At 62.5% G+C, this 25,561-nt stretch carries 24 protein-coding genes; 7 read left to right on the forward strand and 17 right to left on the reverse strand.

Annotation, left to right across the window (positions count from 1 at the left end; translation table 11 throughout):
- Positions 1 to 149: 149 nt before the first annotated feature.
- The 8 genes from VGL22_RS09240 to VGL22_RS09275 form a co-directional block, all read right to left on the reverse strand.
- Positions 150 to 581, reverse strand: coding sequence for a MerR family transcriptional regulator (locus VGL22_RS09240; protein WP_465266619.1), 432 nt, complete (start codon positions 579 to 581; stop codon positions 150 to 152).
- A 46-nt stretch (positions 582 to 627) separates the two neighbouring features.
- On the reverse strand, positions 628 to 1,809 hold the full coding sequence (locus tag VGL22_RS09245; RefSeq protein ID WP_465266620.1) for a DnaJ C-terminal domain-containing protein: 1,182 nt from the start codon (positions 1,807 to 1,809) through the stop codon (positions 628 to 630).
- A 32-nt stretch (positions 1,810 to 1,841) separates the two neighbouring features.
- A complete protein-coding gene (locus VGL22_RS09250; protein WP_465266621.1) occupies positions 1,842 to 2,192 on the reverse strand; it encodes a HigA family addiction module antitoxin in 351 nt (116 codons plus the stop codon).
- Between the two features lie 12 nt (positions 2,193 to 2,204).
- The gene (locus tag VGL22_RS09255; protein WP_465266622.1) at positions 2,205 to 2,483 is read right to left on the reverse strand and encodes a type II toxin-antitoxin system RelE/ParE family toxin; all 279 of its coding nucleotides are present in this window, start codon (positions 2,481 to 2,483) and stop codon (positions 2,205 to 2,207) included.
- 132 nt (positions 2,484 to 2,615) lie between these two features.
- On the reverse strand, positions 2,616 to 4,529 hold the full coding sequence (gene dnaK, locus VGL22_RS09260; RefSeq protein WP_465266623.1) for a molecular chaperone DnaK: 1,914 nt from the start codon (positions 4,527 to 4,529) through the stop codon (positions 2,616 to 2,618).
- A 200-nt stretch (positions 4,530 to 4,729) separates the two neighbouring features.
- Positions 4,730 to 7,030, reverse strand: a complete 2,301-nt coding sequence (locus tag VGL22_RS09265) for a DUF6600 domain-containing protein (protein ID WP_465266624.1) — start codon at positions 7,028 to 7,030, stop codon at positions 4,730 to 4,732.
- Between the two features lie 391 nt (positions 7,031 to 7,421).
- Complete coding sequence (locus VGL22_RS09270) at positions 7,422 to 7,796, reverse strand: c-type cytochrome (RefSeq protein ID WP_465266625.1); 375 nt, start codon at positions 7,794 to 7,796, stop codon at positions 7,422 to 7,424.
- On the reverse strand, positions 7,793 to 8,686 hold the full coding sequence (locus VGL22_RS09275) for a hypothetical protein (protein ID WP_465266626.1): 894 nt from the start codon (positions 8,684 to 8,686) through the stop codon (positions 7,793 to 7,795). Before VGL22_RS09275 ends, VGL22_RS09270 begins: the two co-directional genes overlap by 4 nt.
- A 368-nt stretch (positions 8,687 to 9,054) precedes the next feature.
- Here VGL22_RS09275 and VGL22_RS09280 point away from each other — a divergent pair, with 368 nt between their 5' ends.
- Positions 9,055 to 10,677, forward strand: coding sequence for a DHA2 family efflux MFS transporter permease subunit (locus VGL22_RS09280; protein ID WP_465266627.1), 1,623 nt, complete (start codon positions 9,055 to 9,057; stop codon positions 10,675 to 10,677).
- Between the two features lie 120 nt (positions 10,678 to 10,797).
- Here VGL22_RS09280 and VGL22_RS09285 read toward each other — a convergent pair whose 3' ends face one another.
- A complete protein-coding gene (locus VGL22_RS09285; RefSeq protein ID WP_465266628.1) occupies positions 10,798 to 11,148 on the reverse strand; it encodes a hypothetical protein in 351 nt (116 codons plus the stop codon).
- A gap of 91 nt (positions 11,149 to 11,239) precedes the next feature.
- A complete protein-coding gene (locus VGL22_RS09290) occupies positions 11,240 to 11,560 on the reverse strand; it encodes a hypothetical protein (RefSeq protein WP_465266629.1) in 321 nt (106 codons plus the stop codon).
- 324 nt (positions 11,561 to 11,884) lie between these two features.
- Here VGL22_RS09290 and VGL22_RS09295 point away from each other — a divergent pair, with 324 nt between their 5' ends.
- Positions 11,885 to 12,340 (forward strand): PA2169 family four-helix-bundle protein, encoded by a 456-nt coding sequence (locus tag VGL22_RS09295; RefSeq protein WP_465266630.1) that lies wholly within the window; start codon positions 11,885 to 11,887, stop codon positions 12,338 to 12,340.
- 13 nt (positions 12,341 to 12,353) lie between these two features.
- Here VGL22_RS09295 and VGL22_RS09300 read toward each other — a convergent pair whose 3' ends face one another.
- Positions 12,354 to 13,973, reverse strand: coding sequence for an IPT/TIG domain-containing protein (locus VGL22_RS09300; protein ID WP_465266631.1), 1,620 nt, complete (start codon positions 13,971 to 13,973; stop codon positions 12,354 to 12,356).
- Positions 13,960 to 15,261 (reverse strand): hypothetical protein, encoded by a 1,302-nt coding sequence (locus tag VGL22_RS09305; RefSeq protein ID WP_465266632.1) that lies wholly within the window; start codon positions 15,259 to 15,261, stop codon positions 13,960 to 13,962. The genes VGL22_RS09300 and VGL22_RS09305 overlap by 14 nt, the downstream gene beginning before the upstream one ends.
- A gap of 340 nt (positions 15,262 to 15,601) precedes the next feature.
- Between VGL22_RS09305 and VGL22_RS09310 the strand changes: the two genes are divergently transcribed.
- Complete coding sequence (locus VGL22_RS09310) at positions 15,602 to 17,089, forward strand: ATP-binding protein (RefSeq protein WP_465266633.1); 1,488 nt, start codon at positions 15,602 to 15,604, stop codon at positions 17,087 to 17,089.
- A gap of 66 nt (positions 17,090 to 17,155) precedes the next feature.
- Here VGL22_RS09310 and VGL22_RS09315 read toward each other — a convergent pair whose 3' ends face one another.
- On the reverse strand, positions 17,156 to 17,356 hold the full coding sequence (locus tag VGL22_RS09315; RefSeq protein ID WP_465266634.1) for an allantoinase: 201 nt from the start codon (positions 17,354 to 17,356) through the stop codon (positions 17,156 to 17,158).
- Between the two features lie 187 nt (positions 17,357 to 17,543).
- On the opposite strand from VGL22_RS09315, the gene trxB reads away from it, so the two are divergent.
- The 3 genes from trxB (at position 17,544) to VGL22_RS09330 (ending at position 19,840) form a co-directional block, all read left to right on the forward strand.
- Positions 17,544 to 18,491 (forward strand): thioredoxin-disulfide reductase, encoded by a 948-nt coding sequence (trxB, locus tag VGL22_RS09320; RefSeq protein ID WP_465266635.1) that lies wholly within the window; start codon positions 17,544 to 17,546, stop codon positions 18,489 to 18,491.
- A 276-nt stretch (positions 18,492 to 18,767) separates the two neighbouring features.
- Positions 18,768 to 19,532, forward strand: a complete 765-nt coding sequence (locus VGL22_RS09325) for a YggS family pyridoxal phosphate-dependent enzyme (protein WP_465266636.1) — start codon at positions 18,768 to 18,770, stop codon at positions 19,530 to 19,532.
- Complete coding sequence (locus VGL22_RS09330; protein WP_465266637.1) at positions 19,529 to 19,840, forward strand: DUF167 domain-containing protein; 312 nt, start codon at positions 19,529 to 19,531, stop codon at positions 19,838 to 19,840. Before VGL22_RS09325 ends, VGL22_RS09330 begins: the two co-directional genes overlap by 4 nt.
- On the opposite strand, the gene VGL22_RS09335 is transcribed toward VGL22_RS09330, so the two are convergent.
- The 3 genes from VGL22_RS09335 to ffh form a co-directional block, all read right to left on the reverse strand.
- The gene (locus VGL22_RS09335; protein WP_465266638.1) at positions 19,820 to 20,002 is read right to left on the reverse strand and encodes a hypothetical protein; all 183 of its coding nucleotides are present in this window, start codon (positions 20,000 to 20,002) and stop codon (positions 19,820 to 19,822) included. The genes VGL22_RS09330 and VGL22_RS09335 overlap by 21 nt on opposite strands.
- 126 nt (positions 20,003 to 20,128) lie before the next feature.
- A complete protein-coding gene (locus VGL22_RS09340; protein ID WP_465266639.1) occupies positions 20,129 to 20,791 on the reverse strand; it encodes a peroxiredoxin-like family protein in 663 nt (220 codons plus the stop codon).
- Positions 20,792 to 20,802: 11 nt separating this feature from the next.
- Positions 20,803 to 22,194 (reverse strand): signal recognition particle protein, encoded by a 1,392-nt coding sequence (ffh, locus tag VGL22_RS09345; RefSeq protein WP_465266640.1) that lies wholly within the window; start codon positions 22,192 to 22,194, stop codon positions 20,803 to 20,805.
- Between the two features lie 155 nt (positions 22,195 to 22,349).
- Here ffh and VGL22_RS09350 point away from each other — a divergent pair, with 155 nt between their 5' ends.
- Positions 22,350 to 23,870 (forward strand): FG-GAP repeat domain-containing protein, encoded by a 1,521-nt coding sequence (locus tag VGL22_RS09350; protein ID WP_465266641.1) that lies wholly within the window; start codon positions 22,350 to 22,352, stop codon positions 23,868 to 23,870.
- 108 nt (positions 23,871 to 23,978) lie between these two features.
- Here the strand turns inward: VGL22_RS09350 and VGL22_RS09355 are convergent, their stop codons facing one another.
- Complete coding sequence (locus tag VGL22_RS09355) at positions 23,979 to 25,385, reverse strand: serine hydrolase domain-containing protein (protein ID WP_465266642.1); 1,407 nt, start codon at positions 25,383 to 25,385, stop codon at positions 23,979 to 23,981.
- Positions 25,386 to 25,561: the final 176 nt, after the last annotated feature.

Here is a 25,561-nt window from a genome sequence, read left to right on the forward strand (position 1 = left end):
ACAGCGGCAGGTGCGCATGTAGTGGCGCATGCCACCGAACACCATGACGGCAAAGACGGTGGACGTAACGAGGCCAAAGCAGGCCAAAAACATAAGGATAAGCAATGCCAGAGACATCCGAGTTCCGCTCTTTCAGAATAACCGGGCTCTTATGACCTGGGGCCGCCGCGCGGCTTCGAGGGGGCAGGGGCGACCGGCCGCGGAACGATCATGGGCTTGCGCATCGGCACGATGGCCGACTTGGAGGCTGAGCCGGCGGCCTGGGTGATGTGGGTGAGCATCTCGGAGCGCACGTATTCGACAAAGCTGTGCATCTGGCGGTTCATCTCCTCCATGCGCTCGCGCATCTGCAGGATGATGGCGATGCCGGCGATATTCACGCCCAGGTCGCGCGCCAAATTGAGGATGAACTCCAGCCGCTCCAGGTCCTCATCGGTATAGAGCCGCGTATTGCCCTCGGTGCGCGACGGCTTCAGCAGACCCTCGCGCTCATAGAGGCGCAGCGTCTGCGGATGAATCTCGTACATCTCGGCCACCGCCGAGATCATGTAAGCACCCTTCGACTTGCGTTTCGCAGGCATCGCTCACCAATCCGGTCTTCCAATCCCTAATGCCTAATCCCTGCCCTTAAATCTTCTCGAACAACTGCTCGCGCGGATCCTGCGGGTTGAGCTTGCCCAGCTCGCGCATGATTTCGCGGCTGCGCTCGTCCTGCAGGTGCGGCGTGACCACCTGGATGGTGACGATCTGGTCGCCGCGCATCCCCGCGTGCTGCGCGCTCTCTACCCCGCGCTCCCGCATGCGCAGCTTTTGCCCCGGCTGCGTGCCGGGCGGAATCTTCAACTGCGCCCGGCCGTCAATCGTCGGCACTTCCACCTTCGCGCCCAGGCTGGCTTCGGGCACCGTCACGGGCACGGTCATGTGAATATCGTCGCCGGTGCGTGTGAAGATCGGGTGCGCGCCCACGCGCACAATCAGAAACAGATCGCCCGCCGCTCCCCCGCTGGTACCGGCATTTCCCTTCCCTTGCAATCGGATCCGCTGCCCGTCGCGCGTGCCCGCCTTGATGCGGAACTCCACGGTCTCGGTACGGTCCACCACCCCCTGGCCGTGACACGTAGCACAATCGCTCGCGGCGCGTCCGGTCCCTCCGCAGCGCGGGCACTGGATGTTGAACTTCATGCGGCCGCCCATCTGCGTCACCTGCCCGGTGCCGTTGCACTCGGGGCAGCTCATGGGGTTGCCTGTGGTGGACTGGCCGTGGCAGGTGGGGCAGGTGTCCTGCCGGTGCACCTGGAGCCGCGCCTGGCCGCCGCGGATCGCGGTCCAGAAATCCACCGTGGCCTGGTATTCGAGATCGCTGCCGGGCTGAGGACCGCGCGTACGCTGCCGCTCCTGCTGCTGGCCTGAAAAGATTCCGGAGAAAATGTCCTTGAAGCTTGACCACCCGGTTCCGCCCTGTTGCGCGCCCGCGCCGCCGCCCTGAAATCCCGAAAAATCGAAGCCGCCAAAGTCCACAGGACCGCCGCCGTGCCCCTGCTGGCGCGCGTAAGCCTCAGCCTGCGCCGGATCGATCTGGTCAGAGTAGAAACCAAGCTGGTCATACACCTTCCGCTTCTTCTCGTCGCTCAGAATGTCGTTGGCTTCGGAGATCTCTTTGAACTTCTCCTCAGACTTTTTGTCGTTGGGGTTCACATCGGGGTGATATTTGCGCGCGAGCTTGCGGAAAGCCTTCCGGATCTCTTCCGGCGTGGCCGTCTTCTTCACGCCAAGCGTCGCGTAGTAGTCCTTGTTCTGGGTCGTGGGCATGGTCTATTTGAACTCGTAATTCAGCCTGTTCTCTAGGCGATCTGTCTTGCTCTCAGTGCTCCCGAATCTGTTCGCGGAGCGGGAAAAATCTCAACCTCGATCCGTTTCTTCGATTCTTTGCTCGCTACCGCCAAATCGTATGCCATTTGCATCTTCATCCAGAAATCCGGCGTGGTCCCAAAATAGCGCGCCAGACGAAGCGCGGTGTCAGCGGTAATGCCTCTGCGTTCTCTCACAATTTCAGAGATGCGCGTTACCGGTACTCGCAACGCAAGTGCCAGAGCATTGGCCGAGAGACCCAGCGGGGCAAGAAAATCCTCGCGCAGAAACTCCCCCGGGTGAATCGGAACGCTGCGCTCGTCGGGTTTTCGGGGAATACTCATCTGCCAATCTCCTCAGTGATAGTCCACAATCTCCACGTCCCAAGCATCCTTGCCTTCCCAGCGAAAGCAAAATCGAAACTGCTCGTTGATCCGAATGCTCCACTGGCCTTTCCGGTCGCCCTTCAGGCGTTCAAGCCGGTTGCCAGGCGGATTCTTCAAGTCTTCCATGGCGCCAGCAAAGTCAAGTGCCTGCATTCGGCGCACCGCCGTCCGCGCTATGCTCTTCCATTGGCGGCTCTTTCCTGTTCGGAAGAGCGCCTCGGTTTCCGTGTCCGCGAACGTCTGGATCATGCTTAGCGCTTATCGTAACACGTTAAACGTTAGACGTCCCGACTGTCCGTACCGCCTGAAACGAAACGGGGTGAACGACCTTCGCCGCTCACCCCGTCCTGTTGCTCCTTCCGCCTGGAGGGCGGGGTTGGCTTACTTCTTGTCTTCGACGTCCACGTACTCGGCGTCGATTACACCTTCGTCCTTCTTCTGCTCGGCCGCGGGCTGGCCGGCTTCGCCTGCCGGAGCACCAGGCTGAGCCGAACCGGCCTTGTACATCGCCTCGGCCAGCTTGTGGCTCGACTGCGTGAGCTTCTCGAGCGCAGCCTTCAGATCGGCGGCCTGGGCGTTCTCTGCCAGTGCCTTCTTTGCGTCGGCCAAGGCAGCTTCCACATCGCCCTTATCGGAGGCCTGCACCTTGTCGCCCGAGTCCTTCAGCATCTTCTCGATGTTGTAGACCATCGAGTCAAGCGAGTTGCGCGCTTCAATCTCATCGCGCTTCTCCTTGTCCTCGGCCGCATGCGCCTCGGCTTCCTTGGCCATCTTCTCCACTTCGTCCTTGCTGAGGCCGGAGCTGGAAGTGATCTGGATCCGCGTGTCCTTGCCTGTCGCGTTGTCCTTGGCCGTCACGTTCAAAATGCCGTTGGCGTCGATGTCGAAAGTGACCTCGATCTGCGGCACTCCGCGCGGCGCCGGGGGAATACCCGCCAGCTTGAACTTGCCCAGCGTGCGGTTCTGCGCCGCCATGGGGCGCTCGCCCTGCAAGACGTGCACTTCCACTTCGGTCTGCGAATCCGCCGCCGTCGAGAAGGTTTCCGTCTTCTTCGTCGGAATCGTGGTGTTGCGCGGAATCATCGGCGTGGCCACCCCGCCCAGCGTCTCAATCGCCAGGGTCAGCGGCGTCACGTCCAGCAAAAGCAGATCCTTCACTTCACCAGCCAGCACCCCGGCCTGCACCGCTGCGCCCACAGCAACCACTTCGTCGGGGTTCACGCCGCGATGGGGCTCCCTGCCGAAGAGCTGCTTCACCATCTCCTGGATCTTGGGCATGCGGGTCTGGCCGCCAACCAGCACCACCTCGTCGATGTCGCTCGTCTTCACGCCCGCATCCGACATGGCCTTCTTGCACGGCTCCAGCGACCGCTCCAGCAGGTCTTGCACCATCTGCTCCAGCTTCGCGCGCGTCAGCTTGCGCACCAGGTGCTTGGGGCCGGTCGCGTCCGCCGTGATAAACGGCAGATTGATCTCCGTCTCCAGCGTAGTCGAGAGCTCGATCTTGGCCTTTTCCGCGGCATCCTTCAGCCGCTGCAGGGCCATCTCGTTCCCCTTCGAACTGAGGTCAAGGCCTTCTTCGCTCTTGAACTCGGAGATGAGCCAGTCCACGATGCGCTGGTCAAGGTTGTCGCCGCCCAGGTGCGTATCACCGTTGGTCGACTTCACTTCGATGACGCCTTCGCCCACTTCCAAAATCGAAATGTCGAACGTGCCGCCGCCAAAGTCGTACACGGCGATGGTTTCGTCCTTCTTCTTGTCGAGCCCGTAGGCCAGCGCGGCCGCGGTGGGCTCGTTCACAATGCGCTTCACATCCAGCCCGGCAATCTTGCCGGCATCCTTGGTGGCCTGGCGCTGCGCGTCGTTAAAGTAGGCCGGCACCGTGATTACGGCCGCCGAGACGGTCTCGCCCAGGTAGGCTTCGGCGCTCTTCTTCAGCTTTTGAAGGATCATGGCTGAAATTTCGGGCGGCGTGTACTCCTTGCCCTGCGCCACAACCGCGACATGATCACCCTGCTGCGCCACCTTGTAGGGCACCATCTTCATCTCGTCGTTCACTTCATTGAAGCGGCGGCCCATAAAGCGCTTGATGGAGAAAACTGTGTTCTCAGGGTTGGTGATGGCTTGCCGTTTGGCGACCTGACCAACCAGCCGCTCGCCGTTCTTGGCGAACGCTACGATCGAGGGCGTCGTGCGCGCACCCTCTTCATTGGGGATAACTTTGGGCTCTCCGCCCTCCAGAACCGCCACACACGAGTTGGTGGTTCCAAGATCGATTCCGATGATTTTTGCCATTGTCCGGCTCCCGCTCCAAAAGTACTGACATCGTTAAGATGCAGCATTGAGTGTATTAGTGTCAACTTTTGTTGAGCGGGTGTTTGTGAGTCGCCGCACAAAAGCGGGACGGGAAGTAGAGCTCCCAAGCCCTGAGAAACACGGCCCCGGACGGGCGGCCGCACATCTGCTGCGCAACCGCCCGACAGGGTTGATCGGATTTACTGAGGTGGAATTTGCTCCGGCTTCTTCGGTTTGTTCTTGTCCGGCTGCGGTTCGGCCTTGGGATGATTCTCCGGTTGAGCACCGGGCCGGGCTGCCGGCTGTTGAGGCCGTTGCTGCGGCCGGTTTTCAGGCCGTGCCGCTGGCTGGGCAGGCCGCTCTGCAGGAGGGCTCTGGCGCGATTCCGGCGTCTGATGCTGCGGCGCGGGCTCCGGCCGTTCCGGTGGCCTTGCCGGCCGCTGCTGCGGTGCCGGTCGTGCGGATGGCGGTGCAGTCGGGTGGGGTTGCGCGTTCGGCTGAGGCTCTGCCCCCGGACGCTGCGGAGTCACTCCCGGGTGCTCGGGCCGGGATTGATCCTGCGGCGGTCTCGCCGCCGGTGGCCCCGGACGCTGCTCCGGTCCCGCGGCAGGAGGTTGCCCTGGCCGCTGCGGCGTGACACCCGGACGCTGCGGCTCCTGAGGACCGGGTCGTGCCGTTTGCGGAGGGATAGCCGGACGCTGCCCGGGCTGCACTCCGGGTTGCGGCTGCGTTCCCGGACGCTGTTGAGCGCCTGGTTGAGTCCCGGGTCGGGCGCCCGGTTCTGCGCCAGGCTGATTCCCCGGCCGCGCGTTTGGCTGATTTTTCGGTTGGTTCCCGGGCTTCGCACCCGGCTGATTGACGCCAGGCTGACTCCCCGGGCGCGCGATGTTTGGGTTACCTTGATTGCCAGGCTGATTCCCGGGCCGATTGCCGGGCTGGTTTCCCGGCTGCGGCCGACCCTGCGCGTTTGGCTGCTGTCCCTGACCGCCCGCTACACCCTGCGCGGGGCGTGCCTTCGCAGCCTGCCGCGCCGCCGGCGTCATCTTGGCATTGGCAGGCGGAGCTACCGTTTTGCGGCCCGGAATCGGCCGTGGCGCCGCCGCCCGTTGCCGCACCGGGGGAGCCTCAGGTTGCGCGTGCGGCTTGGCCGCCACCGCCTGGCCTTTGGCGTTGATCAATACCGGACGAGCCTTCACCGGCACCGGCTTTACTACGGGCCGGGCGATCATGGCTGCCCGGTTCGGCTGCACCGCGGGACGCTCCTCCACCCGCGCCTGCTGCAACTGCTGCGGCGTTACCCGAACCACCGCCTGCCGTATCGGTCTGCCCGTGGCAAACGCCTCACGCGGAACCGCCGTGGTTCCCACCGTGCGATTGACATAGGTAATGTTGGTCACATTGGTGATGTTCACGTACGTGGTCCGCACATGCACCCGGGGAGCCGGTTGGATGTTGGTGATGTTTACGCGGTCCACATACCGAGGGCTGCATGGATACCAGGGGCGATAGGGTTCGCCCGGTCCCAGCGGGATCCATGCGGAGAGGTCCCCGCCTCCAGCCTGGATTCCTCCAGCAAACACCACCAGCGCCGGAGACCAAACCGGATGCTCCTGCGCCGGTCCCGGAATCCATCCCCAGCGGCCTTGATAGTTCACCCAGCGGCCATAGTGGAAGGGCGCATAGCCCCAGGACTCGTCTTCCACCCATACCCAGCCCCAGGGGTCGCGATCAATCCAGTGACCGTTACGATAGGGCGCCCAGTCCTGATCGACACGGGGAAACCAGACGTTCCCGTATTCCGTGCCCGTCTGCCACTGGCCTGCCTGGTCCAGTTCGTACCCGCCGGGTATGCCGCGGCTCACATACTGGTAAGACCGGGCTTGCGACACCTGCCTGTCCCGCATGCGGCTCCACTGATCCAGATCATCGGGCGCAGGCGGCTCCAGCCACTGCGGATCCACCGGGTTCGTTCCCGCCAATGCGAAGGACTGTCCGGCCTGCACCGTAGCCCCGACACCGTCGGCGCCAGAGACATCCACGCTGCCGTTGACCGGAGTGAAGGCCGCTGATGGTTCCTGATTCTCTTGGTCGTTCGGCGCGTACACGTCTGCACGAAAATCCGTCGGCCCATACACGGTCCCGGTCCCGCTAGGCGTTTGAATCTGGAGCTGCTGGTTCTGCCACAGTCCGAAAGTATGCACATCGAGCGATCCCGCGCCTACCCCCACGGTGATCGCCTCGTTGGTCGCATCCACCAGCGTCACGTCGCTGTTCGGCCCCAGCCGTATATAGGTCTGCCCGACTTGGATTTCGGCGCGGCTGCTCGCGTCGGTATAGATTCGGTCACCGGGTCCAAGGGGCAGGTTGGCATAGGCCTGACCCCAGTCCTGCGCGCCGGCTGGCTGCACGCTGACATTTCCGGTAATGGCGGATAATCGCCCGGCTTCCGGTGGAGGATCCTGATCGTCCTGCGCCACGGCCGCTACGCATCCGAGGAACAAGATACTCAGTGCTGCCCAACGGCTTGGGGCTGCCCAACGGCCTGGGGCTGCCCAGCGCATCGGGGTGACCCGGCGAATGAGCTGTTTTCTCCGTGAGGGATTGTCAACAACGTCCATGGGGAAAGTCCTTTCGTTCTGCGGAGTTCGGCTACGGTAGTTGATCTGCCGCTTTCAGACTGTCCGTAAATTCGTGCCGCCCCTCGAAGCGAGGCCATCTCTGCTAAGAATCATTTCGCGGCCGGAAGGTGATCCGGAGGCTCGGAATCGCACCCGCCGAGCAGAAAGGCAGGAGCATAGGCCGGAACGTTATGGGAGGAGAGGATGGCGCCTCGACGGGTGATCGCTCCGGGGGTTTCGGGCGAACGTCGAGGCGCAATTTGCTGCTGCCCTGCTACTGAAGAGATCGCAGATAAGAGATGATGGCCCAGCGCTGCGCCTGGGGAATCCCCGACCAGGAGGGCATCCCGTGGCGGAGATCGCCCTGGCGCAGAAACCACTCAAGGTCGCCGTCGGTCGCCGACTTCACCTGGGGCGTGCGCAGCGAAGGTTTCTTCTTCCCGTCGCCGCTGGCATCTGCCTGATGGCACTCCGCGCAGTGGGCTTTGAAGAGCGAAGCGCCCGCGGTTGCGGCGTCCGGCTTGTCTGCCATGGGATTGACGCGGGCATGGTCTTTGGCTGGCACGCCTGCGAAGTGCGACGGTTCAATGGCCGCTGCGACGCCGAGGACCAGCGCAAAAAGAGATGTCAGAATCAGCCAGCGCCTCACCGCACCACCTCCTTTTTGTGGCTGCGGAACAGCGATCCAATCTGCGGCATTTCGTATGCCCATCCCACGCGGTAAACACGGTCGAGGCTGCTACCCGTCAAGCCGAAGCCGGGCGAAAAGGTCACGCGCATCCGTGCCGGAAGATACCACCCCATTACCGGCGCAATGTAATGCGAGGTGTCATGCAGGGACAGATCCCACGTGTCACCCAGCCCACCGTAGGCTTCGGCGCCCGCGGTCACCTTCTCCAGGCAGAACGTGCATTCGCGCAGGCTGAGGGACGTCTTGAGGGGCCGCGAGACCGCCACCGCATAGCCAAACTCCCACGGCTCGTGCGCGAAGTTCTTTTCAGCGATGAAATTTTCGGAGATGTTCCAGTCGTGGACATTGGAGGAAAGGATCAGTTTGAACTCGCCCTCGTGCTCATGGTCTTCGCGCGCGTCCCCGTTGTGCTCGGCCAGGTCGGCCTGACCATCGTGGCCAACCACTTCAAGGATGGTTTTGTCGGCGCCGTTGATGTTCTCGAACTCGATGTAGAGAACCGGGTTGATCGCGTGTTCCTTCATCAAGGGGCGAAAGCGGTTCTCAAAGCGGAAGCCGGTGGGGATGGTCGATTCGTTGGCCGTGGTTTGACCGTCAAGATAAAACTCCGTGGTCCACCAGGCGCGGGCGCCGTATTCAAATTCAGTGGAGAGGGCGCCGAAGTGATTGCCTCCCTGCGGACGGCCCAGCGAGGTCTTGGTCTCGATCTCCAGGTTGCCTGGTTCTTCGAGGTCGTGGGTGTAGGTGACAAAGTAAGGCTTGTCCTGGGCGACGGCTGGCCTGCCGGCCACAAGGGAAAGGGCGCAAGTGGCGCCAAGCAGGACATGGGCGAGAAAAATACGGTACAAGGAAGCCTCCGTTTTGCATATGCGACTCTTTTGGTCGCATATCCGAACTAAACGAAGACTAAATTAGTCCGAGTTTCAGTGCAATGCCATCCGTCACTCATTGTGGGACTGATTTTCGTTTGCTGGCAGGTTGCTGGGGCGAAGAAGGGAGATCCCACGGGGGAGGGTGTCCGAGTTTCTCCTGAATGTTCTTCACCCCGGCGGGAGGCTGTCCCGGAGGAGGGCACTGAGAAGATTGTGCAGCTTCCCTTTCCGGGACTGCTGTGACGGCCCTCACACGTGTTCGCGCAACAGAATGCAGGAATCCTCACCTGCCGCTGCGCGGGTCCCAATGACAAGTGGTTTACCCTGAGTAGTCCCGCGTTCCAATGACCACCACCACCCTACAACCCGGCCAGCCACTCGGGCGCACGACAATTTCGCCTGCCATGCAGCGCTATCCCCTGACGCAGGGCGTGAATCCCTGGCTGGTGACCTTGTCGGTCATGCTGCCCACATTCATGGAGGTGCTCGACACCGCGATTGCTTCGGTAGCGCTGCCTTACATTGCCGGCAGCCTGTCGGCTTCGAACTCCGAGGCTACATGGGTGCTGACCAGCTACCTGGTGGCGAACGCCGTGATTCTGCCTGCGTCGAACTGGTTTGCACGGCGGTTTGGGCGAAAGAACTTCCTGCTCTTCTGCGTGGTGATATTTACCATTGCCAGCTTCTTCTGCGGGGCAGCCCCCTCGCTCGCGGTCATTCTGCTGGCTCGGGTGCTGCAGGGCGCCGGAGGCGGGGCGCTCCAGCCCCTATCGCAGTCCATCCTGCTGGAAAGCTTTCCAGTGCACAAGCGGTCGCAGGCCATGGCGGCCTACGCGCTGGGCATTGTCGTGGCGCCGGTGGTGGGGCCCACTCTGGGCGGCTGGCTGACCGATACATTCAGTTGGCGCTACGCGTTCTACATCAACATCCCCGTAGGCATCCTCGCCGTCATCATGATCACCCGCTTTGTCCACGACCCGCCCTATATCAAGAACGCCAAGGTGGGCCCCTTCGACAATATCGGCTTCGGGCTGCTGATCGTCTGGACCGGGTGCCTGCAGATCGTCCTCGACAAAGGGCAGGAAGACGACTGGTTCGGCGCCGTGTGGGTACGCTGGGCCGTGGCGGCGCTCATTCTGGCATTTGTGGCCTGGGTGTGGCGATCGTGGTTCCGCAGCCGCGGGCTTTTGGATTTGCACGTACTGAAAGATCGCAACTTCCGCACCGGCTGTTTCCTGATTGCGCTGCTGGGAATGTGTATTTACATCACCATTGCGATTCTGCCCCTGTATTACCAGGAAATTCTCGGCTACACGGCCTTCTCCGCGGGGCTGGTGGTGGGCCCGCGCGGCATTGGATCATTTGTCGGGTCGCCCATTATCGGATTTCTGGGGAACAAGATCGATCCGCGCAAGTTGCTCAGCGTCGGGTTTGTGGGGTTCGGGGTCTGCTCCATGATCTTCGGCTCCGTCAACCTGAACATTGGGCCCACCACGCTGCTCTGGCCGATCATGTTCACAGGCTTCGCGCTGAGTTTTGTGTTCGTGCCGCTGGCCACCATGTCCACCTCGACCATTCCGCGCGAGGAGATGGGGAACGCCACCGGCCTGTTCAACATGCTCAGGAATATCGGCGGTTCCATCGGCATCGCCATGGCGTCGACGGCCCTCGTCCGCCGGGCGGCCTTTTACCAGACCGAGATCGGCGCACACCTGTCGCCGTCCGACCCGGCCTTGCAACACAAAGCCACCATGATCGGCGGCTATCTCTCGCACCAGCTGGGCCGCGGAGCCGCACGCCCCGGCGCCTTGGGCCTGATGTATGGCGAGCTCATGCAGCAGGCCGCCCTCCGCGCCTACGTGGACATCTTCCGCTGGACCGCCCTGCTGGCCTTCTTCTGCGCGGTGGCGGTGTGGCTGTTCAAGAAACCTGAAAAGTATGTGGCGCCCCCGCCGGGAGCGCATTAATTCGAGCAGCGGTCACCCGGCCCAGGCTTTTCCGGGCAACGCGGCGGCTCCTTGAATACGTTGCGCAATCGGGCGCGCGATGCGCAGAAAGAGAGCGGCAGCCAGTAGAGCGCCAGAAAGTCATATCCGCAGGATCAACCGGTCGACCGGTTCGCCGCGGCGAATGCGGCGCAGTTGCCGCCCCAGGTGCTTATTGAGCTTGTCAGGATCGCCGCTGTCGTCCTCGTCTTCGTCCTCCTCCAGCTTCGCCTTGACCACATAGGCCACCGATGGGCGGTAAGCCACCTGCAGGAACTGCAAAGCGATTCCCAACGCGGCGGCGGACGGGCAGAACCCGGGCTTCCGGCCTAGTCTCCGGTAGAGCCGGTAACGGCCCCGCAGCAGGCTGTAATACAGAAGAATAAGAACCACGGTCAGGAATGGCACGCTGAACGCAGCCATACACAAGGCGTCAAGAGCACTGGCGTGCATAAGCCCTCTCAGGATTTCCGGCGAAGCTTTGAAAAAACAGACGGGCACACGGCAAGGCGGACGTGCCTTGCCGCATCCGTTATTTCTGGAGCTAAGCGAACAGGAAGGGTGGGGGGCGCTGGAAGAGCTGAGGAAGCACAGGTGCATGCGGCAAATCGGCGCCGTCGCAAGACGCCAGCGCCTTCCTTGGGCCGGGAAGCGCGAGAACTCCTGCGAAAAGAACAGGGAGGATGGCCAGCCAGTCAGCGGCGTGCCCGGGGACGCCATGGGGAACCAGCATGAGCAGGAGGGCCGCCACAATTGCGATCGAGGCAATCATCAGCCAGACGCGGGTGTGGCGGGTCTTCACTTTGCCGGCCTCCTTACGGGCTTCAAGGATAGCACCGCCGCAGTTCCAAAGGCTTGGGGGCATCGCTCTGCGGCACCGCCCACGCGGGCGAAAGAAGCGGAAGCAACACCCTGAGCGGCCCCTGCGTCCTACTCAAACGAACGCCGGGCCGGCCAGTTTGCCGGCTGGATGTTCAGAACGACCTTGACAACTCGGTTAAACCCAGTGCCCCGGAGTGCAAAGCAACGCCTCCGGGGCTGTTGTAAGGGCAGTTGCAGTACCAGGGCGAGAGGAGAAGGGTTTTCGCGATTTCTCCTTCTTGCCGGCGGCGAAGGAGAATCGCACTGGCAGCCGCCGGACTCTCGCCCAGCAGTTTTCTCCCACTATTTGTTTACCCAGAGGGAATGCATGCCGTCGAAAGACCAGATGGAAGCCGAAGGAATTCTGCGCGTCGTAGTGGAGAACCTGATTGATGCGCAGAACAACTTGAAGAGCATCGGCGAAGACACGAAAAGTGAGACGCTGCGTCGGTGGTTTCTGGCCGAGAGCCTGAAGCGTGCCGAGTTTCGCGGAGAGATCGAAGGCTTTCTGCACCGCGAGGGTGCGCGCGATATCGATCAGGACGGAACCGCGTCGGCCGCCGTGGTGCGGGCGTGGGCCGGCCTCAAGGCGAAGCTGGGCGGCAGTGACCAGGGCCTTCTCGAGATTGCGGAAGAAGGCGAGCGGTCCATGCTGACAGCCTATGCCGATGCCCTGGAGATGGACCTCCCACAGCCGGTGCGGGAGATGCTGGCCACCCAGGCCGCGCGGGTGCGGGAATCGCACCAGTATGTGGCGGCCGCAGTCGCGGGTGCTGCAAACTAACGCTTCCGGCGTATCACGGCCTTCGTTCGATAACAATTCCCACGGTACTGGAGCCCCCGGCAGCGGCAATCCCCAGGGTGTTGGTCGCAACGCCCGCCACGGTCGCTGGAGCAAAGCTGACCGTGCCGTCCACACCTGATGTGGCGGTAGCCGTCTGGTTGGCAAGCAGCTCCGCCTGATCGCAGCGGCCATGCGGCGGGCAGGGCGCCGCCCAGGCGTAAACCGCCTGCGAAAAAGTGACGGTGGCGCCCGCCAGCGGATTTCCCGCAGCATCCCGGACTCGCAGCACGATCTCGCCGGGGGTGCCGGTCTGGGGCAGGCTCTGTGTTGTGCCGGAAACGGCTTCCACTTGCGCGCTTTCAGGGGCAACCCCCGTAGCAGTAAAACTCACACAGTCTGTAGTTCCGTTGAGGCAGGCGCTGGCAGTGGCGGTACTGCCCGCAGTCACTGCGGCCACCGTGATGGCTTTGGTGGCCACGCCGTTCTCGGCGGAGGAAACCGGCTTGGTGGAATCGGTTTTCATGGGCAGAGCGGTTTGCCACCGGACCAGTTGGCCCGATTGCGGCGCGCCGTCTTTGAGCACGAGGGCCTGGGTGGTCCAGATCACGGTGGCGCCGGCGACAACGGAGAGCGACGGCGTGAGAGAGGCCACCGTCGGTGGAGTGCCACCGTTGAAGCTGGCCAGCAGGCTCGCGCCATCACACAGGCTGGCCATCACAACGGAGGCAGTCGCGTCCACAGCCGTCACATTCATACTGGCACTGCCGTCGCCCGCGGTAGTCACGGTACAAGCGGCCGCGCCGCACCCGAGTTTGGCGGTGCCGCTCTTCACGCGCCACGTGACCGTGACAGCGCCGGCGGGCTTGAGGTCCCCACCCATGGCGTTGACGGTAAACGGCGCTGGTACACCGATGGGAATGGTGTTGCCGGGGGCGCTGACCAGAATAAGAGCGTCGCCACTTCCGGCGTCATAGCTCAGGGCGCCACCGATCATCGCAGCGGCATAGAACTGCGCGGCGTCATCGACTTCCACATCTACCGTGCCGGTTCCGTTTTTCGCAGCTGCGGGAGCGATGGCGGTGATCTCGTTGGGGGAGATGCTGGTGACCTGCGCGGAGTGTCCTCCTACCAGGACGGTGTCGTTGGCGCGGAACCCCATGCCATGGATGACGATGGGACCGCCCGAGGAGGGCAGGTGCGAGGGCTCCACAGAGTCGGCGTAGAGTACCCAGCCGTTGTAGGCGTAGTCAGGCCGGCCGTCGCCGCGCTGGTCGGCAATGCCCACGCGCAGCACGTCGTCTCCCTGGGTCGCGACGCGCAGCCACGTTTCGCCCGTGGCGTAGCCGTTGAAGGCAGGCCCATAGCCCACGGACGCCGCACCCACGGCATCGAAGCCGTCCCACACTCCTACTGCGGGCATAGCCTTCACGAAACTTGCCAGCCCGTGCTCGTCCACCGACTGCGTCACGATGGTGAGCAGACGGTTGCCCTGCACGGGGAAGTTGAACCAGTCCGCCTGGCCCACCTGGCTTAGCCGACCGGACCAGAAACCGCTGGTGGGCAGCAGCCGTGGCGCTTCCTCCGTCGAGATCGCATCGCTATAACCGGTAGCTGCGGAGTCAGCGACGTTCACGGTGAGGAGTTTCGTGTCGCCCTGCTGGAGGTCCGCGGTGACAGGGCTCAGCGTACCGGAAGGATCGGGCTCCCCAGTAGTAGGGGCCTACCGTCTCTTTCATCATGTAGAGCGGGTTGATTTTTTCGAAGGTGATCTGCCAGGTCGCCGAGGTCATACCGGGCGGGAGGGGCATGTAACTCAGATCGAAGGCCCCCTGCCGGGCTGGGTCAATAGAGCCGTACTGCGAGAGCGGGGTTCCGTTGAGGTCGTTCCACCCGGTGACGGGGTTGCCGTGATTGCCGCTGAACAGCGCGCCCGAAACCGCGGTCACGGTGTACTGAACCAGTGGTTTTCCGTTAGCGTCGAGCGGAACCGCCACCACATTGACGCCCTGCATACCCGTGCCGCCGCGGAACGCGACGGTTCCCTGGATGGACACGGTGTGGGCGGCCGTGAGGATCTTCCCCGGCAGCGCGCCCTGATTGTCGGATGTGACTGGATAGAGCCGATTGAGTTCGGCGATGTCGTCCGGCTGCAGGGCCTGCAGGTTCGGGATACAGCGGCCGCCGCTCTGTCCACAGGCGCCGGAGAGGGGCTGCATCACGGGCCAGGCCTGCGCCTGGTCGGAGCGCATCTGCTTGAGGGCGTCAGGATAGACCTGCGAGGGTCCCAGACCCAGCGCCAGCCCAAAGGCGCGCTCCAGCAGAAAAGTCATCATCTGCAGCCGGTTGGGCGTGTCGGTGCAGCGGCCATTCAGCACCATCGCCGCGTGGGCGAGCGTCGCGTCGGCGTTGATGATGTTGTCAGTCCAGACCACGACGCCGGTGGTGTTGCAGCTTAGAGGATCGCTGGCGTAGGCGCCCAGGACGCTGTCAATCACCGTTCCGTCTGCATCGAAGATCACCGCAATCGGATAGCCCGCGGCCGTGGAGGCCACATCGTTCGGCGCAATGAGGTTGCCGTGCCCCGCCACGGCGTTGAAGCCGCTCACGTCCTCTGCCAGCATGCCCTTATCGACGAGCGAAACGGCTGCGGTCGGCACGGCGCTCCACAGCGCAGCGGCAGCATCCACCATCGCGACCGCCTGATCGTGGGTGACGGAGGCACTGAGCGGGCCCTGGTCGACATAGTAGTTAACCTGGCCGGCGCCCCAGTGAATGGGGCGTCCCATCGCCGAAGGGTCAAAATACGTGGTCCCCGCGACCAGGCGGGGTCCGCCGGCAAACAGCGCGCAGGGCAACGTAAGCACGATCAGGACAGCAAGGCGAACAATCAGGCGGGCGGCAAGGCGGACAGAAGAATGCATGGAAGCGTGCTCCGTCCGCAAAGGTGCATTTCTGAGACCCTCCTCAGGTTAAGGGGATTGGAAACGTCTAATGTTGGGCCGCGCGAACTGAGCCAGCGAAACAGCCAAAGGAACAAAGTCGTATGGAGCAGATCGCAGATGAGCAATAACCCGTTCGTGACATGCGGCTCACCAAGGATGCGGTTGCGCGGCGGCCTTCATTCGCTAGAATGAAAGCCATTCCTCCGAGTCAACACATGCGGGCCCCCCTTACAACGTGTACCGGGCTGCGGGCGCGCCGGGGCGGAACAGATTCAGGGATTGATGGAGCAGGATTGGCGTTTCGAGCGGGAAGGGTGCCATGGGAACCGTAATGCGATTGGGCGATCTGCTGATTCAGGCGCGGCGGGTGACGCCGAACGATGTGGAGCGCGCGCTGGAGCGCGGCCGGCAGTTCGGCGGAAGGCTCGGAGAGAACCTGGTAGCCATCGGCGCCATCGACCAGCGTACCCTGTCGAGTTTCATCAACCGCATCCCGGTAGAGCCGCAGAGCATCGCCTCCACGGGCATTGATGAGACCGAACTGGTGGAACTGCTGCTCAAAAACATCTACGTGGGCCGGCTGGAGACGGTGCGGCAGTTCATGTCGGAGATCAAGCTCCCCTACCACATGGTCGCGGAGCTGGTGCAGAAGGCGGTAGACCGTCTGTATCTCCAGACACTGGGCCGCCGCGCCAGCGACAACCTGCTGGATATGGCCTACATGTTCACCGAGGTTGGCCGCAAAACCGCTCTGGAAGCCATGGAACGCTCGCGCTACGCGGGCGCGGCCCCCGTGACCATGGAGGTGTATACCGAGCAGGTGAATGCGCAAAAACCTACCAACGAAGTCATCACCATGGCGCGCATCAACGAGGCTCTGGGCTCGCTCGAAATGGGGCCCGACGTCATTGAGCAGGCCGGGCCCGCGCTGAACTCAGGCCGCGCAATCCTGATGTATGGGCCGCCCGGCAATGGCAAGACCACGGTCTCGGTCCGCTTTGCGTCGGTGTTTCAGGACGTCATCTATATTCCCTACGCGGTCGCGATTGAAGGACAGATCATCCGCCTGTTCGACCCCAGCATTCACATTGAGGTCGCGCCCGTGGGCGTAGGCCAGGAGGACGTCTCCTTCATCCGGCAGAGCGAGCCGGACCTGCGCTGGGTCCCGTGCAAGCGGCCATTCGTGATCGTCGGCGGCGAACTCACGCTGGAAATGCTGGACCTGCGCTGGGATCCCACCGGCAAATACTACGAAGCTCCGCTGCACATGAAGGCCCTCGGCGGGTGCTTCCTCATCGACGACTTCGGGCGCCAGCTGGTGAGCCCCACCAACCTGCTGAACCGCTGGATTGTGCCTCTCGAAAGCCGCTTCGATTTCCTCAAGCTCAACTCCGGCAAAAGCTTCAAGATCCCCTTCGAGGAATTGGTGATCTTCTCCACCAACCTCGATCCCGAAGACCTGATGGACCCCGCATTCCTGCGGCGCTTGCCCTACAAAATTGAGGTGGGCGGCCCGGATGCGGGGCGCTATCGCCGTATCTTCCAGAGCGAGTGCGACCGCGCCGGCGTCCCCATGCCCGATGATGTCTTCAACTACATCGTGGACCGCATCACCATCGACAAGGGGCTGGAGCTGGCCGCCTACCAACCGCGTTTCATCATGGACCAGATCGTGGCCACCTGCCGCTTTATGGAGCAGCCGCCGCACCTGCAAAAGCGCTACATCGACTACGCGCTCGACAACCTCCGGGTAAAGCGGCCCAGCGACGCCCCGCGCGAGCATCGGACGGCAGCCCAGGTGCACTGAAGCCACAACGCGTTCCAGCCATGCAGGCACTCACCGGGTCACCTGGCCACTGGATCACCTGCCCACCTAGATCTCAGGATAAAAGTCGAAGAACGCATCGAGGCTCTGCTTGAGCTGCGCCTCGATCTCCTCGCGCGAACCCTCGAGGACGTGCATGGTGACGTGGGCCTCGTTGCCGTTGGCCAGAGTAAGGGTGGCGTCGTTGACCTGTTTCACTTCGCCTTCCGGGAGCAGCCGCAATCCGTATACAAGAGTCAGATTCGCCATGAAGTTCATCTTAATTGCATAAGCAGATTAGAAAATCCTCACAGATGAGCGTTTTCTGATCTGCGCCGGAGCGCTTAGGCCCGGCTGCAGTGTCCGGCCTGCGAGCGTTGCGCTCGTTTGGCGGCAGGCCGGTTCAGCGCCGCTTCGCCCGGCTACAATCGAACAGGAACTATCGGGAAAATCCGCAATGATCGAAACTCGCGATACGGTAATTATCGGCTCGGGCTGCTCGGGCCTGACGGCGGCCATCTACGCGGCGCGCGCCAACCTCAAGCCCCTTGTTCTGGAAGGCCATGAGCCCGGCGGCCAGCTCTCCATCACCACCCTGGTGGAAAACTTTCCCGGCTGGCCGGAGGGCATTCAAGGCCCTGAGCTGATCGACAATATGAAGAAGCAGGCGCAGCGCTTCGGAGCCGAGTTCCAGGTGGCGCACCTGAACTCCGTCGACCTGAACGCCTACCCGCACAAGCTCAAAACCTCCATCGGCGAAATCCACACGCGGTCCCTGATCATCGCCTCCGGCGCCAGCGCGCGCTGGCTGGGGCTGCAGAGCGAGCAGGCGCTGATCGGGCACGGCGTGTCGAGCTGCGCCACCTGCGACGGCTTCTTCTTCCGCGGGCTTGAGATTGCGGTAATCGGCGGCGGCGACTCGGCCATGGAGGAAGCGCTGTTCCTCACCCGCTTTGCCAGCAAGGTATACCTCTTGCACCGCCGCGAAAGCTTCCGCGCCAGCAAAATCATGCTGGAGCGCGCCATGGCGCACCCCAACATCGAGCTGCGCACCAACGTGGTGGTCGAAGAAGTGCTCGGCGTGGGCGACAACGAGGTCAAGGGCCTGCTGCTCAAGGACATTCTCACCGCCGTCAAGACCGTCCTTCCCGTAAGCGGCATGTTCCTCGGCATTGGCCACGAGCCCAATGCGAAAGCGTTCCACGGCCAGATCGACCTCGACCCCGAGGGCTACGTGCTTACCAAAGACAACGTGTTCACCACGCACAAGGGCGTGGTCGTGCCAGGCGTGTACGCCTGCGGCGACGTGCAGGACCGCCGCTACCGCCAGGCCATTACTGCCGCCGGCACCGGCTGCATGGCCGCCCTCGAGGTGGAAAAGTATCTGGAAGAGCACGGCCGCTGAGGAGCCCAGTGCCGCCCGCCTCCCAACCGTGTGTCGCGCCGCTGTCCCCACCCGCACCCCTGATCCCGCCCCTTCGTGATCTTGGGTGACGAAGGCGCCATGACTGACTGCTGTTCTCCACCGCCAACCTCGGCCGTGCTGGCTTTGTAACATGGGCACGGCTTCAGCCGGGCCGATTGCTCCGCTAAAATGAGGAGGGCTTTTGCCCCTGAGGGATGGTTCCCAACCACACGCCTTGAGTCACTCCTGGCGATCCCATCTCCAAAGGATTTACGGTTGGCCGAACAAGCCACAACGCAACTCCGCGAAAATCTCGCCCGCGTAGAAGCCGCGATCGCCGACGCCTGCCGCCGTGCCGGCCGTCCACGCAGCGGAGTGGAACTGATGGCGGTTTCGAAAACCTATCCTGCCGCCATCCTCGACGAGGCCGCGAAGCTCGGCCTGCGCCTCTTCGGCGAAAATCGCGTCCAGGAGTTTGCCGCCAAAGCCGAGCACTTGGCTCCGTGGCGTGCCACCGGCGCCATCGCCGCTTCCGGCGAGCCGATGCGCGTCCACCTCATCGGCCACCTGCAATCGAACAAAGCCGCCAAAGCCGCCGAGGTCTTTGACGCCATCGACTCCCTCGATTCCCTCCGCCTCGCCGAACGCCTCCACGAAGCCGCCGCCAAACTCGGCAAACGCCTCCCCGTCCTCATCGAAGTGAAACTCAGCGACGAAGAAACCAAAGCCGGCATCGATCCCGGATCCGGCGAAACCGCTCAGTTACTCGAACGCCTGCCCGAACTTCCGCATCTCCACGCTCGCGGACTCATGACCATCGCACCGTGGGGCGTGGCGGAAGACGTCACCCGCGCCTGCTTCCGCTCCCTTCGCCAGTGGCGCGACCGCTGGGCTGCAGCCTATCCGCGCCTCAACCTGGAAGTCCTCTCCATGGGCATGAGCGGAGACTTCCGCATCGCCATCGAAGAAGGCGCGACCCGCGTCCGCATCGGCACCGCGCTGTTCGGCAGGCGCGCACCCTACACAGGCCCGGCGGAATGAGCGCCTATCTCCGCGAGACCGCCGAAGGCGTGACCCTGGCCATACGCGCGCAGCCCGGCGCAAAGAAGACCGCGATCATGGGCGTCTACGGCGAAGGCGCCGCGGTGCAGCTCAAGATCGCCGTGCATGCCCCACCCATCGAAGGCCGCGCCAACGACGCGCTGATCGCTTTTCTGGCTGACCTGTTCTCATTGCCGCGCCGCGACGTCACACTCATCTCCGGCGAAACAAACCGCAGCAAGGTGTTTCTCGTGAGGGGTGTCACTGGAGATAAAGCCGCAGCATCCCTAAGTCATCCAATGAAATAGGCGGGGGCTGGGTTTCGCGTCTCCGTTCGCCTCGGCGTTCAGCTCACGAGCCAGCGTGTGCAGTTCGAGGCGCCAGTCCCGCAGTTCGTTCGTCGCGACGGTCCGGCCCGCAATGTATCCGATGATCCAATCGCCGGCTGCTGCGAACTCAAATGAGAGCATCCCGCTCCACACGAGACAGAACACGTAGTTTCCAAACCGGTTCAGGTATTCCAATTCACAAAACGACCTCGTTGCCGAGGTTCTGTCTAAATGGAAACGCTCCGCAATTGCAATGGCAAATCGGAACTAGCGTCCCAACGCCGCCGTTACCGCCGCCAGCACTTCCTCCGGCTCGGGCCGCACCCTGAAATCCGCATGCGCCTCCGCGAACAGCACCTTGCCGTCTTTGCCGATCACATACGTCGCCGGCAGCGGCAGCCGCCAGCTCTGGTCGCCGTTCACAAACGGAATGTTGACCAGAATGGAGCGGTAGTACTCGCGCATCGACTCGGGCAGCGTGTACACCAGGCCGAACTGCTCCGCGACTTTGTTGCCCATGTCCGTGAGAATGGGGAACGGCAGCCCGTGCTGTCCGGCCATAAAGTCGCTCTGCCGCTCGACCTGTGGTCCAATCGCCACCAGCAGCGCGCCCCGCTCACGCAGTTGCCCGTAGAGATCGCGCCACGTCTCCAGCTCCGTCATGCAGTAAGGGCACCAGCGGCCACGAAAAAACTTCACCACCAGCGGCCCCAGACCTAGCAGGTCCGCCGAACCCACCCACTTCGAGTTTGCGTCCTTCAGCTTGAACTCCGGCGCAGTGGCGCCCACGGGGAGAATCCGCTCCTCGATGCCCGTGAGCATCAGCCCCTCAACGGCACGCTCGCTGATCGCCAGCCGCTCCTCCTGCACCAGGTGGCGCGTGTTGGAGGTGATCTCGTCGAGTTGATCCTGCAAGCTGGTCGTGGTCATGCGCACCCTGCTTACCGTCCGAACTTCTGCCGGCCCATGCCCAGGGCGCCCATGCCCCCGCGCATCATCTGCTTGGCCAGCCCGCCCTTGCCCATGGACTTGAACATCTTGGACATCTGCGCATACTGCCGCAGCAATTGGTTCACTTCCTGCACGCTGGTCCCCGAGCCCGCGGCAATGCGCTTGCGGCGCGTACCGGAGATGATCTCGTGGTTTCGCCGCTCCAGCGGCGTCATCGAATTGATCATCGCCTCCAGCCGCACAAACTGCTTCTCATCCACCTGGCTGGCGGCCTGCTGCATGCCCGCGAAGGGGCCAACCGATGGCAGCATCTTCAGAATGCTCTCCATCGACCCGAGCTTCTTGATCTGCTTCAACTGGTCGCGAAAATCCTCAAGCGTAAACCCGTCGCCCAACAGCGCCTTCTTGGCAAACTCCTCTGACTTCTTGCGATCGAGCGTCGCCTCCGCCTTTTCGACCAGCGAGAGAATGTCGCCCATGCCAAGAATCCGCCCCACGATGCGGTCGGGATGGAACGCCTCGAAGGCATCAGCCTTTTCACCCGTGCCGATAAACTTGATCGGCTGCCCCGTCACATGACGTATCGACAGCGCCGCACCGCCGCGCGCGTCACCGTCCATCTTGGTGAGCACAACGCCCGTCAACCCCAGGCGGTCGTGGAACTGCTTGGCGGAGTTGACCGCATCCTGTCCGGTCATCGAATCGGCGACAAACAGGATCTCCTGCGGGTTGAGCAGCTTCTTGAGCTCCTCCATCTCCGTCATCAACTCGTCGTCAATGTGCAGGCGGCCGGCGGTATCCACAATCAGCGTGTCAAAGCCGAAATTGCGCGCCTCGCGCCGCGCCTCGTTGGCCAGCCTCTCCACAAGCTTCGACCCCGGCTGCTCCCCCTTCAGGTCGCCCTCGTAGATCTTGGCGTCAATCTGTTTCGCCACAACCTTCAACTGCTCGCGGGCCGCGGGACGATACACGTCGACGGAGACCAAAATGGGGCGATGTCCACCCTTCTTCAGCCACGCAGCCAGCTTGCCCGAGGTGGTCGTCTTACCCGAACCCTGCAGGCCCGCCATCAGGATCACGGTGGGCGGCTGCGAAGCAAACTTGAACCGCGCCGTATCTTTCCCCAGCAGGCCTACCAGTTCATCGCGGACAATCTTGATCACCTGCTCAGAGGGCGAGAGCGCCGTCATCACTTCCGCGCCCACCGCCTTCTCGCGGATGTGATCGATCAACTCCTTGACCACGTTCAGGTTGACGTCAGCCTCCAGGAGCGCCACGCGGATCTCCCGCAGCGCTTCCTGGATGTTCTCTTCACTCAGCGTGCCCTGCCCCCGAAGGTGCTTGAATGCCCGCTGCAGCTTCTCTGTAAGGTTCTCAAACATAGGTTTCTTCAGTCCTGTTGACTCTTCAGTGTATCGTGACCGGCATTCGCTTTTTGGGTCTCGGGGCAACCACGCCCCAATCCCCCGTGCATCTCACGGCTGTACGGATCTGTACCCTCTTAGCACTTAAATCTAAAGACCCTGGAGTTGTAACCATGCGGTTAGCGATGTCGTGTGCCCGCCTGGCGGTGTTTCTTGCCCTTCCCGCCGCAGCTTTCCCAGCTACCCTCAGCTTCCAGAACCACACGCAACCCAACAGTCAGAATTTCGGGGGCGGCGCCCCCATGTACATTCATGCCGATCTGAACGGCGACGGCTATGAAGACATCGCGTTTGGATACCACCCCGAGGCCGGGGATCAAAACACCTTCGCCGTGCAGCTTGCCAACGGAAACGGAACTTACGCCGCACCCGTGACCTACACCGTTCCCGCGAACGATACGCAGGTCGGCAACCTCGTGTTTGGCGACTTCACCAACGACGGCTTTATCGACATAGCAGCCTATGGCTTCTACGGTATCTACATCTACGCCAACAACGGAAAGGGAACATTTACGCTGCACAACACAGTCAGCATCAACAGCAGCGAAGGCAGCGCGGAAGGTGCTGTGGCCGCAGACTTCAACCACGACAATCTCACCGACCTGGCCTGGACCTCCCAAGGCCGGCTCTACGTCTATTTCGGAAAGGGGAACGGCACATTTACGGCCGGACCCACCATGGGAGTGCTCGGCGTCTGGGCTAAACTCGGCGACTTCGACGGAGATGGCAAAGCCGACCTGATGCTCACCGATAACACGACCTACAGCAAGGCCTACATCCTCTACGGCGACGGCGCGGGTAATTTCCCGGTGACCAGGACAATCAACCTGACTTCCTCGACCGACACCACGCCCTCCGACAACTATGTCGCCTTTACCGTGGGCGACGCCAACAGTGACGGTAGGTCGGATGTGCTCGCCGTTCAGCCCCAGATTTACAAGAATCGCGTCCTGATCTATTACGGCGACACGGGGCGCACTTTCGCCAATCACACTTCTGTGCTCGTCGGTCGTTACATCGCGGGCGCCGCCCAGGTGGCCGATCTAGACGGCAACGGCTACAACGACCTCATCGTCCAGGAAGCGGATAGCAGCAACGCGTACTTCGGCCCGCCCTATGTCGATGTTCTCACCCGCAATGCCAACGCCTCTTACAATGCCGATCAGACCGTCTACTGGGCACAAAAATCCAGCGACGGCATGACATACGGCATACCCTATCCGCCCATGGTGGTGCGCGGCAATCTCGACACCAAACCGGACCTCGTGATCCAGCAGTGTGCTGATTCCCGTTGCGACGGCTACACCACTACCACGCAGATCAACACCACCTCCGGCAGCTTCCCCACGTGCAATGCCCCTGCAGCCGCAAAAGGCATCAACGTCTGCTCTCCCGCGTCCTCAGCCGCTTCTCCTGTTCCCTTCGCCATCGGCGCATCAGGCACCGAGCCCATGCGCGATGTCGAAATCTGGATCGACGGCAGCAAACGTGCCGTGCAGATCGACGGCTTCTCCAATTACACCTTCCTCAACAAGAGCGTGAGCCTCACCCCCGGCAGCCACAATGTCACCGTCTTTGCCGCCGGATGGGACCAGTCTCTGGTCAAGAAATCCTTCACCGTCACCGTTCCGTAACGCAACGCCAAACAGAGCGGGTGTCAGGCAAATGCCTGACCCCCGCTGTTCTATCTCCTGCTCCCTGCTGCCTGCTCCCTGTTGCCTGTTGCCTGTTGCCTGCCTCTATCAATCCATCGGATCCACCAGGTACTGCTCCAGCTTGCCGTCAGGATACGTATACGTGCTCAGGCTCAACCGCCGAGTGGGATAGACGATGCGAAAGGCGCGCATGGTCATGCCGCCGCGCAGACTCTCGCGCACCTGCTGGAAACTTAACGGCTCGCCCAGCGGCCCCAGGCTGCTTTTGAAATCAGCCACCGTCTGCGCGTCAAAATAGTCGTTGAGATTGGGAGCCAGCAGGCTCCGATCGATCTCGCCCTTCTGCAATCCCTGATAGATCGCCAGCGCCTGCTCTTCGGCGGCGGAGCGTTTCGTCCCCGCCACGGTGTCGGCCGCCAGGCTGGCGATCTGCCCCGCGCCGCCCGCCATGTGATTCGTCAGAACGACCACAGCCACGCCATCGTCGGGAAGCACGATGTTGTCCGCCACAAAGCCCGTCACCTCGCCGCTGTGCTCAATCTCCAGCTTGCCGTCATGCTCCCCCACTTCCACGCCCAGGCCGTAATGCGTACCCTTGCCATCCTTGAGCTTCACCTCGGTAAACATCTCCTTGTAGCTCTCCGCCTTCAGCACGCTGCGCGCGATCATGCTCTCGTCCCACAGCGCCAGGTCGTGCGCCGTCATGGCCAGCTCGCCGGCCGCGAACATCCAGTTGCGGCCCTCTTTGGGCGCCGGGCGCAGCGGCCCCAGCGCGGCGCGGATGTACGCCGTCGCGTCCGTCTGCGTCAGCTTCTCCTGGTCCGTGTCCCACACGCTCTTCATGCCAAGCGGGTGAAAGATATGCTCGCCCAGAAACTCCATCAGCTTCTGCCCGCTCACCTTTTCGACAATCATGCCTGCCACCACGTAGTTGGTATTCGAGTACTGCCACTGCGTGCCCGGCTCAAAATCAAGCGGCTTCTTCGCCCAGGTGTCGAGAATGGATTGCGCCGTGGTCGGCTTCATCATCGGCGTCATCAGGTAGTCCTCGGGCCAGTAGTCCTGATAGCCCGACGTGTGCGAAAGAATCTGCCGAACCGTCACCTCATCGCCGCGCGTCAGGCCCGGCACGTACTTGCCCACCGCATCATCCAGCTTCAGCTTGCCCTGCTCCTGCAGGATTAAAATCGCCGACGCCGTGAACTGCTTCGAGATCGACCCGATGGAGTAGCGCATGTCCGGCGTAGCAGCCTTGTCGGGATCAATATGGGCCTTGCCGTAGGCACGCGTGTACACCAGCTTCCCGCCCTGCACCACGGCAACCGAGGCCGATGGCACCCCCCGCTGCTCCATCACTCCCGCGGCAATGCGGTCTATGCGCGACTTGATCGCAGGATCGAGCGTGTCGACCGTTTGCGAGGAAGCCTGCGCGGAACAAACAAAAGAAGCGGAACACACAATCACTGCGGCGGCACCAAGGCCAATCTTCAGCATGAAAATCACTATACAAGTGGACAGGTAGTCAAGTGATTGGACAGGTGGTCAAGTGATCAGGTGGTCAAGTGATCATGTGGTCAGGTGGCCGATGCCGCGATTCAGCGATCAGCAGATCAAGCGCGCACCGGACAGCCTGCTGACCTGACCACCTGGCCACTTGCAAACCTGACCCC

Source organism: Occallatibacter sp. (assembly GCF_036502485.1).
Taxonomy (GTDB): Bacteria; Acidobacteriota; Terriglobia; order Terriglobales; family Acidobacteriaceae; genus Telmatobacter.

Bases quoted from the DNA above. Each gene is read 5' to 3' on its own strand.
- VGL22_RS09240 (WP_465266619.1), bottom strand. From the start codon at position 581: ATGCCTGCGAAACGCAAGTCGAAGGGTGCTTACATGATCTCGGCGGTG.
- VGL22_RS09245 (WP_465266620.1), bottom strand. From the start codon at position 1,809: ATGCCCACGACCCAGAACAAGGACTACTACGCGACGCTTGGCGTGAAG.
- VGL22_RS09250 (WP_465266621.1), bottom strand. From the start codon at position 2,192: ATGAGTATTCCCCGAAAACCCGACGAGCGCAGCGTTCCGATTCACCCG.
- VGL22_RS09255 (WP_465266622.1), bottom strand. From the start codon at position 2,483: ATGATCCAGACGTTCGCGGACACGGAAACCGAGGCGCTCTTCCGAACA.
- dnaK (WP_465266623.1), bottom strand. From the start codon at position 4,529: ATGGCAAAAATCATCGGAATCGATCTTGGAACCACCAACTCGTGTGTG.
- VGL22_RS09280 (WP_465266627.1), top strand. From the start codon at position 9,055: ATGACCACCACCACCCTACAACCCGGCCAGCCACTCGGGCGCACGACA.
- VGL22_RS09285 (WP_465266628.1), bottom strand. From the start codon at position 11,148: ATGCACGCCAGTGCTCTTGACGCCTTGTGTATGGCTGCGTTCAGCGTG.
- VGL22_RS09290 (WP_465266629.1), bottom strand. From the start codon at position 11,560: ATGCCCCCAAGCCTTTGGAACTGCGGCGGTGCTATCCTTGAAGCCCGT.
- VGL22_RS09295 (WP_465266630.1), top strand. From the start codon at position 11,885: ATGCCGTCGAAAGACCAGATGGAAGCCGAAGGAATTCTGCGCGTCGTA.
- VGL22_RS09305 (WP_465266632.1), bottom strand. From the start codon at position 15,261: ATGCATTCTTCTGTCCGCCTTGCCGCCCGCCTGATTGTTCGCCTTGCT.
- VGL22_RS09310 (WP_465266633.1), top strand. From the start codon at position 15,602: ATGGGAACCGTAATGCGATTGGGCGATCTGCTGATTCAGGCGCGGCGG.
- VGL22_RS09315 (WP_465266634.1), bottom strand. From the start codon at position 17,356: ATGGCGAATCTGACTCTTGTATACGGATTGCGGCTGCTCCCGGAAGGC.
- trxB (WP_465266635.1), top strand. From the start codon at position 17,544: ATGATCGAAACTCGCGATACGGTAATTATCGGCTCGGGCTGCTCGGGC.
- VGL22_RS09330 (WP_465266637.1), top strand. From the start codon at position 19,529: ATGAGCGCCTATCTCCGCGAGACCGCCGAAGGCGTGACCCTGGCCATA.
- VGL22_RS09335 (WP_465266638.1), bottom strand. From the start codon at position 20,002: ATGCTCTCATTTGAGTTCGCAGCAGCCGGCGATTGGATCATCGGATAC.
- VGL22_RS09340 (WP_465266639.1), bottom strand. From the start codon at position 20,791: ATGACCACGACCAGCTTGCAGGATCAACTCGACGAGATCACCTCCAAC.
- ffh (WP_465266640.1), bottom strand. From the start codon at position 22,194: ATGTTTGAGAACCTTACAGAGAAGCTGCAGCGGGCATTCAAGCACCTT.
- VGL22_RS09350 (WP_465266641.1), top strand. From the start codon at position 22,350: ATGCGGTTAGCGATGTCGTGTGCCCGCCTGGCGGTGTTTCTTGCCCTT.
- VGL22_RS09355 (WP_465266642.1), bottom strand. From the start codon at position 25,385: ATGCTGAAGATTGGCCTTGGTGCCGCCGCAGTGATTGTGTGTTCCGCT.